This is a genomic window from Micromonospora sp. NPDC048839 (assembly GCF_040649915.1).
Lineage (GTDB): Bacteria > Actinomycetota > Actinomycetes > Mycobacteriales > Micromonosporaceae > Micromonospora.
This window is the reverse complement of sequence record NZ_JBEZGL010000012.1, coordinates 71,806-86,002: the sequence shown is the minus strand read 5'-3', so window position 1 is coordinate 86,002 and position 14,197 is coordinate 71,806. Positions and strand designations below refer to the sequence as shown.

General features: G+C 74.4%; 12 protein-coding genes. 6 read left to right on the top strand and 6 right to left on the bottom strand.

Features of this window, described 5'->3' with window-relative positions:
- Positions 1 to 10: 10 nt before the first annotated feature.
- On the bottom strand, positions 11 to 3,337 hold the full coding sequence (locus AB0C25_RS22755) for a BTAD domain-containing putative transcriptional regulator (RefSeq protein ID WP_357376159.1): 3,327 nt from the start codon (positions 3,335 to 3,337) through the stop codon (positions 11 to 13).
- 150 nt (positions 3,338 to 3,487) lie between these two features.
- Between AB0C25_RS22755 and AB0C25_RS22750 the strand changes: the two genes are divergently transcribed.
- The 3 genes from AB0C25_RS22750 to AB0C25_RS22740 all read left to right on the top strand — a co-directional run bounded on the left by AB0C25_RS22750 (position 3,488) and on the right by AB0C25_RS22740 (position 4,825).
- The gene (locus tag AB0C25_RS22750; RefSeq protein WP_357376157.1) at positions 3,488 to 3,751 is read left to right on the top strand and encodes a hypothetical protein; all 264 of its coding nucleotides are present in this window, start codon (positions 3,488 to 3,490) and stop codon (positions 3,749 to 3,751) included.
- A 232-nt stretch (positions 3,752 to 3,983) separates the two neighbouring features.
- Positions 3,984 to 4,433, top strand: coding sequence for a hypothetical protein (locus AB0C25_RS22745; RefSeq protein WP_357376155.1), 450 nt, complete (start codon positions 3,984 to 3,986; stop codon positions 4,431 to 4,433).
- Positions 4,430 to 4,825, top strand: coding sequence for a hypothetical protein (locus AB0C25_RS22740; RefSeq protein ID WP_357376153.1), 396 nt, complete (start codon positions 4,430 to 4,432; stop codon positions 4,823 to 4,825). The genes AB0C25_RS22745 and AB0C25_RS22740 overlap by 4 nt, the downstream gene beginning before the upstream one ends.
- Before the next feature lie 4 nt (positions 4,826 to 4,829).
- Here AB0C25_RS22740 and AB0C25_RS22735 read toward each other — a convergent pair whose 3' ends face one another.
- A complete protein-coding gene (locus tag AB0C25_RS22735; protein WP_357376151.1) occupies positions 4,830 to 7,001 on the bottom strand; it encodes a hypothetical protein in 2,172 nt (723 codons plus the stop codon).
- Positions 7,002 to 7,009: 8 nt separating this feature from the next.
- Positions 7,010 to 7,933, bottom strand: a complete 924-nt coding sequence (locus tag AB0C25_RS22730; protein WP_357376149.1) for an SDR family NAD(P)-dependent oxidoreductase — start codon at positions 7,931 to 7,933, stop codon at positions 7,010 to 7,012.
- A 132-nt stretch (positions 7,934 to 8,065) separates the two neighbouring features.
- On the opposite strand from AB0C25_RS22730, the gene AB0C25_RS22725 reads away from it, so the two are divergent.
- The gene (locus tag AB0C25_RS22725; protein ID WP_357376147.1) at positions 8,066 to 8,917 is read left to right on the top strand and encodes a helix-turn-helix domain-containing protein; all 852 of its coding nucleotides are present in this window, start codon (positions 8,066 to 8,068) and stop codon (positions 8,915 to 8,917) included.
- Here the strand turns inward: AB0C25_RS22725 and AB0C25_RS22720 are convergent.
- Genes AB0C25_RS22720 through AB0C25_RS22710 form a run of 3 tightly spaced genes read right to left on the bottom strand, consistent with a single transcriptional unit; the run spans position 8,914 to position 12,063 of the window.
- Entirely contained in the window at positions 8,914 to 9,681 is a 768-nt protein-coding gene (locus tag AB0C25_RS22720) for a TetR/AcrR family transcriptional regulator (protein ID WP_357376145.1), read from the bottom strand. The genes AB0C25_RS22725 and AB0C25_RS22720 overlap by 4 nt on opposite strands.
- Before the next feature lie 58 nt (positions 9,682 to 9,739).
- The gene (locus tag AB0C25_RS22715) at positions 9,740 to 11,374 is read right to left on the bottom strand and encodes an MFS transporter (protein WP_357376143.1); all 1,635 of its coding nucleotides are present in this window, start codon (positions 11,372 to 11,374) and stop codon (positions 9,740 to 9,742) included.
- Positions 11,368 to 12,063, bottom strand: a complete 696-nt coding sequence (locus AB0C25_RS22710) for an SDR family oxidoreductase (RefSeq protein ID WP_357376140.1) — start codon at positions 12,061 to 12,063, stop codon at positions 11,368 to 11,370. Before AB0C25_RS22710 ends, AB0C25_RS22715 begins: the two co-directional genes overlap by 7 nt.
- Positions 12,064 to 12,216: 153 nt before the next feature.
- Here AB0C25_RS22710 and AB0C25_RS22705 point away from each other — a divergent pair, with 153 nt between their 5' ends.
- Together AB0C25_RS22705 and AB0C25_RS22700 are read left to right on the top strand one after the other, a co-directional pair.
- Positions 12,217 to 13,506, top strand: a complete 1,290-nt coding sequence (locus AB0C25_RS22705; protein WP_357376138.1) for a histidine kinase — start codon at positions 12,217 to 12,219, stop codon at positions 13,504 to 13,506.
- Complete coding sequence (locus tag AB0C25_RS22700; RefSeq protein ID WP_357376136.1) at positions 13,494 to 14,159, top strand: response regulator transcription factor; 666 nt, start codon at positions 13,494 to 13,496, stop codon at positions 14,157 to 14,159. Before AB0C25_RS22705 ends, AB0C25_RS22700 begins: the two co-directional genes overlap by 13 nt.
- The last annotated feature ends 38 nt before the right edge of the window (positions 14,160 to 14,197 follow it).

Genomic DNA, 14,197 nt, shown 5'->3' with positions numbered 1-14,197 from the left:
CTGACAGCGCTCAGGTCGGGTCGTCGGCGCGGGCGCGCGCGGTGAGCGCTCGGGCGGTACGGCGGTGCCCGGCGGCCTCCTCGTCGCGGCCCAGAGCGGTGGCCAGCTCGGCGAGGTGCCCCGCCACCGGGCCGGCGGTGACCATCCCGCTGCCGGCGGCCAGCTCGGCGGCGGCCGGGCGGAGCGCGGTGGCGACGCGCTCCATGGTGGGCCGGTCGCCGACGGCGAGCGCCGCCCGAGCGGTGAGGCACAGCCGCACCTCCCACAGCAGGTCGTGCGGCCCGTCCGGGAGTGCCCGCAGCGCCGCCCGGGTGGCGACCTGGTCGTCGGCGGCGGCGAGCAGCAGTGGTCGGACCCAGGGCTCGTGCGGCCCCCAGTCCAGCCGCGCCCAGTCCTCGTCGTCCGGCCCGGGAATCGGGCGCTGACGTCCGGGAACGAGCCGGGCCTCGCCGACCGCGTCGGCCAGTCGCAGGCCGAGCAGGGCGAGCGGCAGCAACCCCCGGGCCAGTCCCGGCATGGCGTCGGCGGGCAGGCGTTCGGCGGCAGCCCGGTACGCGGTCACCGCAGCGTCCTGGTCACCGCCGACCGCCCGGCGCAGCGCGGCGTACCAGCCGGTGAAGACCCCGACCAGCGGCAACTCGTACCGCTGCGCGAGTCGGTCGGCGGCGCGGGCGTGCGCGTCCGCGCCGGCCCGGTCGGCCCGCGCGCAGCAGGCCTGGAGCAGGACGAGGTGACCCAGCACCTCGACGGTCACCAACTGACGGGGAGCGGCCAGGTCGACCAGCTCCGCGCCGATCCGGGCGCGCTCGTCGGCCAGCCCGACACGGTGGAAGGAGTGCATGAAACGCGCGTTGAGCGCGAACGCCAGCAGCCCGGGATCCCCGACGGTCCGGGCGATCCGCTCGGCCTCGGCCGCGGCCCGGCGACCACGGTCGCCGGTGCTGCCCCGCAGTTCCAGCGCGAGCGTGGCCAGCAGCCGGCTGCGTTGCGCCGAGCCGGTCGGACCGAGGCCGGTCAGGGCGTGCTCGGCGGCGCGAGCGATCCGCTCGGAGAGCGCCTCGTCGTCGTTGCGGGTCCAGATGGCGGGTACGTCGAACCCGGCGAGCACCTCGGCGGTCAGCCGCGGGTCACCGACCGCCTCGGCGTCGGTGAGCGCCGCGGCGCGGTACCGCCGCGCCTCGGCCAACCGACCCGTCACCGCCAGCCCGCGCCCGAGGCCGAGCACGGCGCTGAGTCGCTCGCGTCGCTCGTCCCGCCCGGCCCGGTCGTACGCGTCGAGGACCTGCGCCCACAGCCGGGCCGCCTCGTGCGGGTTGCCGTCGCGTTCGGCCTGTTCGGCAGCGGTTCGGGCGTAGCCGGCTGCGCGGTGGGCGGCTTCCCGCCCACCGGCGTGCAGCAGGTGGTGGGCGAGCGCGGCGGGGTCGACGGGCTGCTGCCGCCGCATCGCCTCGGCCACGGCGGCGTGCCAGGCCGCGCGACGCGACCCGGACAGGTCGGCGTAGAGCGTGTCGCGGACCAGGATGTGGGTGAACCGTAGTCGCCCGTCGGGCTCCTGCTCGCTCAGGAAACCGGCCTGCAACCCGCGGTCCACGGCGTCCAGCAGCGCCGCCGGGTCGCCCGCCAGCTCGCCGAGCACGACCGGATCGAGGTCCCGGCCGAGGACCGCCGCCTGCCGCAGCACGGTACGGGTCGGCGCGGGCAGCTGTGCGAGGCGGTGCCGGATCACGTCGCGTACCCCCGGTGGCACCGCCGCCAGCGCCGACTGACCCGCGCTCGCGGACAACTGGGCCAGCTCCCGGACGAAGAACGGGTTGCCGCCGCTGCGATGGTGGATCAGCCGGACGGTGGGCGGGTCCAGCTCCGACCCCGCGACGGCACGGGCCAACTCACCGGTCGCCTCCACGGACAGTCCGCCGAGGTATTCCCGCACCGGTTCGAGTCCGGCCGCGCGGGCCAGCGCGGCGGTCAGCTCCGGGCTGATCTCGGTGGCCCGGTAGGTGCCGAGGACCAGCACCGGACCGGTGGCCGGTTGCGGGCCGGCGAGCAGACCGGTGAGCAGGTCCAACGTGTCCCCGTCGGCGCGGTGCAGATCGTCCAGGACCACCAGCAGGGGTCCCCGGTCGGCGACGGCGGACACCAGCGCCGCCACCGCGCGGTGCCGACGGAACCGGGCCACCGCGGGATCACCCGGACCATCGGTCACCGCCGGCTCGGCCAGCCCGCCGCCCACCGATCCGGGCGGCTCGGTGAGCGCGTCGGTGATCTGGCTCCACGGCCAGGCGGCCGGTGCGCCGTCGTACTCGGGGCTGCGACCCCAGGCCGTGCTCCAGCCCTCGGCGGCGAGCTGCCGGGTCAGCTCCTCGGCGAGGGCGGACTTGCCGGCGCCCGGGTCCCCACTGAGCAGGGCGAGCGTCGGCCGGCCCGCCCGGGTGGCGGCCTCGGCGGCGTGCCGCAGCCGCGCCAACTCCGCGTCCCGCCCGACGAACGGTCGCGATACCGGCCCGCCACCTGGAACGGGTCCGGCCGGGCCGGCCACCACGGGGGTGGGGGTGAGGTGTGCCGCCTGAGCCAGGATGTCGGCCTCCAGCCTGCGCAGCTCGGGTCCCGGGTCCACGCCCAGCGCGGACACCAAAGCGTCACGGGCTTCGCGCAGCGCGGCCAGCGCCTCGCCCTGCCGGCCGGCCCGGTAGCGCGCCAACGCGAGCAGCCTCCAGGCGTCCTCCCGCAGCGGATGTCCGGCGAGGTGGCCGGGCAGTTCGGCGGCGGCCTCGTCCGGCCGACCCAGCGCGAGCAACGCCTCGGCCCGCCGTTCGACGGCGAGCATCCGCAGCTCGTCCAGCCGGTTGATCTCCGCGACGGCCCAGAGTGCGCCGGCACAGTCCGCGTACGCGGGTCCGCGCCAGAGCCCGAGAGCCGTGTCCAGCGCGACCAGGGCCGGTGCGGGCAGTCCACCCGTGAGCAGTCGTCCCGCCTCGCCGACGGCCGCCTCGAAGCGTGCGGCGTCCACCGCGTCCGGCGCGGCCCGCAGCGCGTACCCCGGGGGTTCGGTGACCAGGAGGCGGGGTGGCTGCCGGGGCGGCCGGTCGGGCTCCAGCGCCCGCCGCAGGTCGGCGACGAAGGTCCGGATGGCACCCACCGCGCCGTCGGACGGGACCTCCCACAGGTCGTCGACGAGGCGGTCCACCGGCACCACCCGGCCGTGGGCGATCAACAACCGGGCCAGTACGAGGCGCTGCCGGTGCCCCCGCAGCGGGACCGGGCCGCCCCCGGTGGCGGCGGTCACCGGCCCGAGTACGCCGAACGTCACCTCCGCCGGTGACGTCGGTTGCCTGGTCATGACACCAATCTAGGCGGCTGTGCCGGCGGGCACTGATGCGGCGCTGACCGGCTGCTGATCACCGCCGGGCGGGCTCGACACCGTACGACGGCGACGGGCCACCGCCCGAGCCGACCCTGCTCATCAGGAAGGTTCCCCGTGGAGCCGAGGATGAACGGATTCGACTACCAGCGCGTCACCGTCGCCGACGGCGTGACGCTCACCGCCGCCGACCGGGCGGCGGGCAACCACCTGCGGATGCCGGTGACCGTGCTCCAGCAGGACTGGGGCGCGGCGCTCGGCTACGACGCGGCCGGGGTGTGGCGGGCCTGGGCGCCCGACCTCGACCACCAGACGGTCACCTGCGGGCACTTCATGGCGGAAGAGGCCCCCGCGGTGGTGGTCGGGGCGCTGCGCGCCCTGCTGCGGCGGTGACCGGCCGCCTCTGACCTGCGGAAATACGACTCAGCGCGGGTGGACGCCAACCGCCCGGCGGTGCTAAACAGGCAGATATCGGCAGCCAACGGCGGCGCGTCGTCCATCGACCGTCCTCCTGCACCGCCGCCCTCGGCTTCGCCGCACGGACCGCCGCGCGGTCGCGACCCACCCCACCGGCACAAGCCCCGGTGGCGGGCCGGTGAGCACGGTCATCGACCAAGGAGTCGCCGTGGGGCAACTGCGTAACCGCGCCAAGCACCAACCGTTCGAGGTGGCCGCGCTGATCACGACGCCCGTCTGTGGGGTCCTACTGCTCGCGCTCGACGTCCGACCACCGTCGGTACAGCTGTCCATGCCGGAACCCATCCAGCTCGGCTGGGAGGTCGCCCTCATCGCCGTCGGTGTGGGCGGGCTGCTGGGCATCCTGTGGCCCGGCCGGCTCTCCACCGGTCTCGGCATCGAGTTCGCGTCCGTGCTGATGCTCGGCACCATCACCGGCATGTACGCGGTGGCCCTGGTGGCGGTGGCGGGTCAGCAGGGCGTCGTCGCCGCGTCGTTGATCAGCGCGGTGCCGCTGGGGTCCTTCTGGCGGGTAGCCCAGATCGCCGTCGAGCTGCGCTGCCTGGCCTACGGACACCAGTGCGCGACCCACCGACGGGTCGTGGGAGGTGTCACGTGATCGCGGTATCGACACCCGAGGCGCCGCACTGGGTGCAGGTGTTGCTGAGTCTGCTCGGCGTCCTCGGCGGCACGACCGGCCTGGCCGCCCTCGCCACGGTCGTGTCACAGCGGGGCAAGTTCAAGGCCGACGCCGCGGACACGCTCACCGAGGCCGCCCTGACGCTCGTGCAGCCCCTGCAGACGCGGATCACCGAGTTGGAGAGCGAGGCGGTGAGCGCCCGGTCGGAGCTGGGGCTGCTGCGCGAGCAGGTCAACCAGTTGCAGTTCGTCGTCCGGGTGCTGACCCGCACGCTCAACCGGTGGCGTACCGCCGTGCACGCCCCCGACGCCACCCTGCGCAAGATCCGCACGGTGGTCGCGGAGTCCGAGCGGCTGTCCGAGGACCGGTGAGGGCTCACTCGCCGTTCGGGACGCGCAACCGGCCGGCGAGTTCCCGCAGGGCCGCCCGGAACTCGGGCGCGGACTCGTCCGGGTGGTGCCCGCGCAGGGGTGGCGGTCGACGCTCTCCCGGCGGAGGCAGCAGGTCCCGCGGATCGCGCAGCCTCCGGTCGACCCGCCCGGCCGGGTCGGCGGCGTCCGGCGGCGGATCGCCGGGCCGGTGCGCGGCGAAGATCCAACCGCCGACCGGGTCCGTGTCGCGCCAGAGGTTGAGCCACCGCCAGCCGATCCGCTCCCCCACCTCGCGCAACACGGTCTCGTTCAGGTACGCCGGAAAGAGCCGGGCGTAGAGGCGGTCCAGCGGGGAGCCGTAGGTGAGCAGCGCGACCCGTCGGCGTGTTCGCGGAGGCAGCCGCAGCACCGCGAGGGCCAGCAACGCCGACCCGTGGCTGTGCCCGCACAGCAGCACCCCGGCGTGCCGGTCGGCCAGGTAGGTGATCCGGTCGGCCAGCTCCGGCACCGCGCGGTCGGCGTAGCTCGGAGGCGCGAACGGGTGGGCGGCCCGGGGCCAGAAGGTGCCCAGGTCCCACAGGATCCCGACGTGCCGACGGAACCATGCCGTGCGGTAGGCGAACACACCGCCCGACAGCAGGGCGAGGACCACCGCGGTGACGAGGTAGGTGCCCCCCGTGAGTGCCATCCCGACGAACCGGGTCGGCAGCCCGAGAACCTGCCACGCCACCTCGCCCGGTTCCCGCCCGAACTGCCCGAGCAGACTCGTGGCCAGCCCGACCACCGCGAGCGCCGCGTACACGGTGGCCAGCCGGCCCAGCCACTCCGTGAATCGCGCCCGGGCCACGGCCCTGCTGACCTCCCGCAGCCGCCCGGTCGCCTCCGGCGGCGCGGCGGGAAAGTCGCGGGCGGCGATGTCCGCCGCCGCACGGCAGCGGCGACGCCGGGACACCAGGGTCAACGCGCCGCACGCCAGCACCGCCGCGGCCACGTGCAGGAACACCGCCAGGATCGTCCACCGGTACGGCAGTGCCGGCCCCCCGTCACCGCGATAGCCGCCGAGCAGATCCCCCGTCTGGTAGACGAGGCCGGCGGAGAGCGCACCGGTCAGGCCGACCGCGATGGCCGCGATGACCGTCGCGCCCAGTCCCCGCGGCAGGGCGGACCGGTCCCGGGCGCGACCGAGAGGCCACAGCACCAGCCCGCAGAGCAGCACCAGCAGCACCATCTGGCCGAGCAGCGCGGCGCCCGTGATCGCGCCGTAGCCGGGGAGCGTGGTCGACGACGACCAGCCCCGCTCGTCGCTCGCGACAGTGACGAGGGTCGCCACGGTCAGCCCGGCCGCCACCACGCCCACCGAGCGGGCGGCCCAGGTGGACATCCACGCGGTCGCCGCACGGTCGATCAGCCCCGGCACGGCGAGCAGGCCGACGCCGGCCAGCAGGACCGCCGCGCTGAGCGTCAGCAGCAGCGTCGTCGTGGGCGTCGCGCCGCTGGCGCGACGGGCCGTGAGCAACAGCAGATCGAGGACGGCGAGCGCGGCGGCGACGTGGATCGCCCGCAGCCGCCCCACCAGCGGCTCCACCGCCCACAGGGGGTTGCCGGACGGGCGGGAGCGGCGGGTCCCGAGCAGCCGCAGGAGCGCGACCGCGGCGATCGGCAGCAGCGCCAGCACGGCCAGCCGCTGCCCGACGTGTCGGTCGTCGAAGCCGGCCGGCGAGTCGAAGGGCGCCCGGCAGTGGGCCGCGCCGAGACACCGCCAGGCCAGCAGGTCGAGGGCGACCCCGGCGATGGACACCACGTACACCACTGTGAGGTTCAGCGCGAGGAGCCGGCACAGGACGGTGACCCCGGCGGCGGCGCGGCCGGCGGGCCGCATCCACACCGCCAGGTTGCTGAGCATGAACGGCAACAGGAAGACCATGGAGAGCGTCCGAGCCACCGTGCCGGAGGGCAGGTCACCCCAGCGGTACGCCTCCAGCGTCAGCCCGTCCGGGTCGGCGCCGTCGGGTCCGGCGCGGCGGTGGAAACCGCCGCTGTCGTCGCCCGCGACCTGCCGCACCCTCGTCTCGTGCAGCACGACCGAGGGGCGGGCCCCCGACACGCCGTGCACCCGCAACTCCACCAGGTCGTCGCGTCGTGGCTGGTCGCCGTGCCGGGCTGGCCTCTGCGGCATCGGGGCGGCTACCCGGCCGCGACCAGTTCGGCCGCCACGTCCCAGAGCCGCTGCGCGTTGCCCGGATCGACCGCGTACGCCGCCACCCCGGTGTAGTCGGCGGGCCGTGCGGTGACGACCGGGGCCTCGGCGCAGTCCTCGAAGTAGCGACCGCCGACGCCGTCGAGCAGCGGGGACGCGGCGAGCAGCGCCGAGGTCGCGGCGCCCTGCTGCGGGGTCTTGTGCATCTCCTTCGGCGACTTGAGCCCGCCGGTGTGCTTCTGCAGTCCGGTGGCGATCGCACCCGGGTTGAGCGCGTTGGCGTAGATGCCCTCGCCGGACCAGCGGCGGGTCGCCTCGACGGCGAGCAGGGCCTCGGCGCTCTTGGACTGCCCGTAGGCCAGCAACGGGTCGTACGGCCGGAACGCGAAGTGCAGGTCGTCGAAGATCACCGGGGAGAAGAGGTTGCCGCTGGAGCTGACCGACACGACCCGGGCGCCACCGGCGGCGGCAAGCGCGTCGTGCAGGCCGACGGTCAACGCGTAGTGCCCCATGAAGTTGGTGGCGAACTGCATTTCCCAGCCCTCGGCGGTGCGCTCCAACTCGGGCAGCGCCATGATCCCGGCGTTGTTGACCAGGATGTGCAGCGGCTGGTCCCAACCGGCGACGAACCGGCGTACCGAATCCTGGTTGGCCAGGTCCAGCTCGCGGACGGTGACCCGCTCCGCGCCGAGGCCGGCCGCGATGTCGGCCGCGGCCTGCTCACCGGCGCTGACCCGACGTACCGCGAGCACCACCTCGGCACCGGCGGCGGCCAGCGAGCGGGCGGTCTCGACGCCGATGCCGGCGGCGCCTCCGGTGACGACGGCCCGTTTGCCGCTCAGGTCGACTCCGGCGAGGACCTCGTCGGCCGTCGAGGCGAAGCCGAACGGTGTCGTGATTCGCTCGCTCATCTCTGTCCCATCTCTCGTTGACGCCTACGCCACAAACTGTCACCCCGGCGGCCGGCGCTAGCCGGGTTCCTGGTTTTCCTGGTAGTGGCAGGACCAGGATGGGCGGCCGCCGGCCGCTCCTACGATGGGTTGGTGCGCACGGCCGGTCCGCTCGGCGAGTACCTGCGTGCCCGGCGCGAGCTGATCAGACCGGGCGACGTCGGGCTGCCCGCGCACGGCCGTCGGCGGGTGCCCGGCCTGCGGCGCGAGGAGTTGGCGCTGTTGGCCGGGATCAGCGCCGACTACTACCTGCGGCTGGAGCAGGGGCGGGACCGGCACCCGTCGGCGCAGGTGCTCGACGCGCTGGCCCGGGCGTTACGGCTGGACGCGGCGGCCACGACGCACCTGCGCCGGCTGGGTGAGCAGGCGTCGACCCGCCGCCCGGCGCGACGGCCGGAACGCGTGCCGGTGGGCATCCGACAGTTGGTCGGTTCGTGGACGCAGACCCCCGCCCTGGTGCACGGACGCCACCTGGACGTCCTCTTCGCCAATCCGGTGGCGACCGCGCTGGCGCCGATCTACGCGGTCGGCGTGAACCTGCTGCGCGCGGTGTTCCTGGACCCGGTCGTGCCGTCGCTCTATCCCGCCTCGGAGGCGGTCGCGGCCAACGCGGTGGCCGGCCTGCGCGCGCAGGTGGGCGCCGAGGTCGACGACCCCCGGCTCACCGACCTGGTCGAGGAGCTGTCCGCCGGCAGTGAGCGGTTCCGGCGGCTGTGGGCCCGGCACGACGTGGTGGCCCGCGCCGGTGGCGGCGTCCGGATGTTCCGTCACCCCCGGGTGGGTGAGCTGGAGCTGCGCTACGAGAAGCTCACCATCGCCGGCACGACCCAGTCGCTCGTCGTCTACCACGCCGAGCCGGGCAGCCCGTCGGCGCGCGCGCTCGCCCGGCTGGCCCGGCACCCGGTGGGCGGGGCGCCCGGTCCGGCCGGGTCCCGGCTGCCCTAGCCGGCGGTGGCCCGTTCGGCGACCACCACCGAGATCCCGTCGAGGACGCGTTGCAGGCCGAACTCGAAGGCGTACTCCGGGCCGTAGGCGGCACCGTGCTGCTGGCCGGCTGCGGTGCCGACCCGCGAGGCGGTCGGGTACGCCCCGGCCGTCAGGAACGTCTCCAGCCAGGGCGCGTGCGACTGCCACCACTGGCCGTCGGTCAGGCCGGTCTCCCGCTCCAGGTCGACCACCTCGGAGGCGGCACGGGCGGAACTCTTCACGTGCCCGAGGACGAGCGTGAGCACCGCGTCCATCTCGACGTCGGCGAGCCCGATGTCGGCCACCGTGCCCAGCTCGCGGTCGTACTTGGCTATCAGGTGGGGGCCGAGCACGGGCCGGGTCGTCTCGGCCCGGAGCATCCACGGATGCCGCTGGTAGAGCGCGAGATTGTCACGGGCGACCCGCTCCAGCCGGGCCCGCCAGTCCCCCTCGGCGGCGGGGCGCGGCATCTCGCCGTACGCGGTGTCGATCATGACGGCGACGAGTTCGGCCTTGCCCGGCACGTAGGTGTAGACCGACATGGTGCCGACGCCCAACGCCTCGCCGACCCGGCGCATGGTCAACGCGTCGAGGCCCTCGGTGTCGGCGATGTCGATCGCGGCCCGGACGATCCGGTCGACGCTGAGCCCCGGGCCGGCGCTGCGGCTCGTCGGCTCCCGGGTGCGCCAGAGGATGGCCAGGCTGCGGGCTGGGTCCGCGGTCGCCTTGCGTTCACTCGCCATGGTCCGGCCATCCTAACAACGCCGACGTACGCCGTACGTCGGCCGCCGGCCCGCGCGGTCAGACCTCTTCGCGGTCGTCGGAGAGCGTCGGGCCGGCGGCGGCGGGCACGAGGTGCCGCACCTCCGGTTCGTCGTCGGTCAACTCCCGGGCCCGTTCCTCGGCCGCGCGATCCTCGCTGGTCAACCGACCGCCGTGCTGACGCAGGTGTTCGTCCCAGGACGGCACCAGGTACACCTCGACGAACCGGTCCGTCGTCTCGGCCGGCCGGAACAGCCCCCACCGCATCGCGCCGGTCCGCTGCCGCGCGCCGCGCACCTGGTCCATCGCCGCGAGGAACGACCCGGCCCGCTCCGGCCGGACGGTGTACTGCACCGTCACCAGCACCGGCCCCACCCCCGGGTCCGGTTCCTGCGCCAGGTGCAGTTGCGGCCAGTAGGCCGCCGGCTCACGGTTGACCGACCGCAGGTCCGGCAACGGCCAGAGCCGGCTGGTCGCGGTGCCGACGAGCATCAGCGCCGCCGCCGCGAGATAGGCGAGGACCAGCCCGGCCATGTCGGCCACCAGTCCCCAGATCAGCGCGCCGACCGCCTGCCCACCGGCGAAACACACCTGGTAGACGGCCAGGCCGCGGGCCCGTACCCAGCTGGGCAGGAAGAGCTGCATCTCGGCGTTGACGTTGGCCAGCACCGTCACCCAGGCCATCCCGGCGGGCAGCAGGGCGAGGAGCACCAGGGGTACCACCCGTACGGTGCCGACCACTGTCAACGCCACGGTGAACAGCACGCCGGCGATCAGCAGGAGCTGGTTGGCCGACAGCCGGGTGCGGATCATCGCCAGCAGCACACCGCCGGTGATGGCGCCCACGCCGAGAGCCGCCAGCAACAGCCCGTACCCGCCGGAACCCAACCCCAGCCGCCGGGCGGCCACCAGCGGCAGCAACGCCCACAGCGCGCTGGCCGGGACCACGAAGACCAGCGCACGACGCAGGAGCCGGCGCACGGTCGGCGAGTGGCGTACGTACCGACTGCCGGCGCGCAGGGCGGCGGTGAACCGCTCGGGCACCTCGACCGCGCGGGCGTTGCGGGGCCGCCAGCGCCACAGCGCGTACGCGAAGATCCCGAAGGCGACCGCGTTGATGCCGAAGACCGGGGCGACGCCGGTACGGGCGATCAGCACGCCGGCCACCGCGGGCCCGACGGCCCTCGCCACGTTCACGCTTATCGAACCGAGCGCGGACGCCGACCGGAGCTGGTCGGACGGCACCAGCTCCGGGATCACCGCCGCCCAGGCCGGCAGGGTCAACGCCTGCCCGACCCCGAACGCGAAGGTGAGGGTGAGCAGCAGTGCCGGCGGCATCCGGTCGGTCAGGGTGAGCAGCGTCAACGTCACCGCCACCGCCACCAGGAACAGCTGCACGGCGATCAGCAGGTGCCGGCGGTCGAAGTTGTCGGCCAGCACCCCGGCGGGCAACGCCAGCAGCAGCACCGGCAGCAGGCTGGCGGTCTGGACCAGCGCGACGAGAGTGGACGCGTTGGAGTGGTGGATCAGCAGCCACTGGGCGCCGACCGTCTGCATCCAGGTGCCGATGTTGGCGGCGAGCAGGGCCAACCACAGGTTGCGGTAGACCGCGGTCCGCAGCGGTGCCCAGGCCGACGCCGGACGTTCGTCGGGTCCGGCTCCGACCGTCACCACCGCCCGTCCGCGCGCAGCACGCGCTCACCGGACACGTAGAGATCGTCGGGTGCGAGCAGTAGCAACCGGACGACCTCGGTGGCGACCTGTTCCGGCAAGGCGTACACCTCGTCCAGGAACTCGGCTCCCACCCGTTCCTGCAACCGCGTCGGCATCGGCCCGGGGTGCAACTGCATCACCTTCACCCGGTTGCTGTGCTGCGCCTCGGCCAACGAGTCGACGAGGCTGTTCCCGTAGCTCTTGGTGGCCCGGTAGACGGGGATGCCGGGCCGGGGTGCCGCCAGCGCGAGTGCGCCGATGTACACGACATTCCCGTGGCCCTGCCGGTGCAGGTGCCCCACCACCTCCCGCAGCAGGTACGTGAGGCCCAGGACGTTGATCTCCACGGCCTGGCGGATGTGCTCCACCGACAGGTCCCCCAGCTCGCCGCCCGCCCACATCGAGGCGCAGGCCGCCACCCCGTCGATCGTGCCGTAGCGCTCCACCACCTCGGCGAACCCGTCGCGGACCTGCTCGTAGGAGGAAATGTCACAGACCGCGCCGTCGCACCCCAGCTCGTCGGTCGCGGCGGCGACCTCGGCCGGCACGTTGCCGAACACCACCACCCGGTGTTCGTCGACGAGCAGCCGAGCCACCGCGAGGCCGAGGCCACTGGTGCCGCCGACGACCACGAAGGTTCTGACACCCATGTCTCTCCAGCCGCCGACCGAACAGGTCACGTACGCCGCGTTCTTCCCGTTTCCGGAGGCCCCACACGCGACGGGTCGGTAGTGCTGGACCTACCTCGGAAAGTGGATCTGGACGGCTGGGGCGCCCGGTCGTCCGCGATTAGCGTCAGCGGCATGACCACGGAACCCCCTACCCGGCTGGCCGAGGCGCTGCGTCGCCGCGACTGGCTGATCTCCGTCTGGCCCTGGCGGGCACTTGCCTACCTGATCAGCAGCGTGCCGATCGCGGGCCTGCTCGCCACCGGGCTGCTCATCATCGGCGCACCGCTGCTCGCCGCCGCCAACGGTTTGCTGCTGCACGATCGGCCGCCCGGCGTCGCGCTCCTGCTGTTCCTGACCGTCGGCAGTCTCAGCCTGCTGGCGCTGGCGCCGATCGTGAGCTTCCCGGTGGCCGTCATCGAGCGGTGGCGGCTCCGGCTCGTGGACAACCGCCCGCTGCCCGCACCGCGGTGGCCGGGTGTGGTCGCCCGCTACCGCAGCACCGGGGCCTGGCGCGAGGTGGCGTACCTGTTCTGTCTGGGCGGGTTCGTGCCTGTCGTGTACTGGGTGTTCCTGCTGCTGGTGCTGCTCGACCTCGGGATGGTCACCAGTCCCTGGCTGGCCGGCGACGCCGAGCCGGTCGTCATCTGGCAGCCGATCGAGACCACCGGGGAAGCCATCCCGTACGCGATCGTGGCGGTGCTGCTGCTGCCGGTCCTCTGCTACGCGGCCGGCCTGCTCGCCGTCGCCCAGGCAGAGGTGACCCGGTGGGCACTGGCCTGGCCGGTCGACGCGACGGCGCTGCGCGAGGTCACCCGGTCCCGCACCCGACTGGTCGGCGCGTACGAGGCCGAACGCCGCCGGATCGAACGGGACCTGCACGACGGCGCGCAACCACGACTGACCAGCCTCAGCCTTCAGCTGGGCCTGGCCCGGTTGGACGTACCCGAGGACTCCCCCGCCGCCCGGCCCCTCGCCGTGGCACACGACCAGGCTCAGGGCCTGATGGTGATGTTGCGACAGTTGGTGCACGGCATCCGTCCGCAGAGCCTCACCGACCTCGGTCTGGCCGGCGCCGCGAGCGAACTGGCCGACGTCGCCACCATCCCGGTCACCGTGCACGCCGACGTCCAGGGCGAGTTGCCGGAGATCGTCGAGACCACCGCCTACTTCGTGGTGTCCGAGGCACTGGGCAACGTCGCCCGGCACGCCCAGGCGACCCACGCCGAGGTGCGTCTCAGCCGGGCCGGCGGGGACCTCGTCGTCGAGGTGAGCGACGACGGCCGTGGCGGCGCCGACCCCACCCGGGGCACCGGCCTGACCGGTCTCGCCGACCGGGTCGCCGCCGTGGACGGCCGACTGCTGCTGTCCAGCCCGCCCGGCGGGCCTACCCTGGTCCGGGTGGAGCTGCCGTGTCGTCGCTGACCCGAGTGGTCCTCGCGGAGGACGAGGTGCTGCTGCGCGAGGGCCTGGTCGCGCTCCTGACCCGCTTCGAGTTCACGGTGTGCGCCGCCGTCGGCTCCGCGCCCGACCTGCTGGACGCGGCCCGGGAGCACACACCGGACCTGGTGCTCACCGACATCCGGATGCCGCCGGGCCGCCACGACGACGGGCTCCGGGCAGCCGTCGCGTTACGCGCCGAGCGACCCCACCTGCCGGTGGTGGTGCTCAGCCAGTACGTGCAGACGGGGTACGCGGCGGCGCTACTGGACAGCGGCGACGGTCAGCGGGTGGGCTACCTGCTCAAGGACCGGGTGGCCGAGGTCACCGAGTTCGTCGACACGCTGCGCCGGGTCGCGGCGGGCGGCACCGCCATCGACCCGGACGTGGTGCGCCAGCTGCTGCACCGGCCGCGCGATCCGCTCGCCGCGCTCTCCGCCCGGGAACGCGAGGTGCTGGCGCTGCTGGCCGAGGGCCGGTCGAACGCCTCGATCGCCGGCCGACTGCACGTCAGCGAGGCGGCGGTCGGCAAGCACGTCGGCAACATCCTGCTGAAGCTCGACCTGCCGCCGAGCGACGACACCAACCGGCGGGTGCTCGCGGTGCTCACCTACCTGCGCAGCGACCGGGTGGGCTGACCAGCGCCGGGCCGAGGGCGGGGCGTAGATTCGATCAG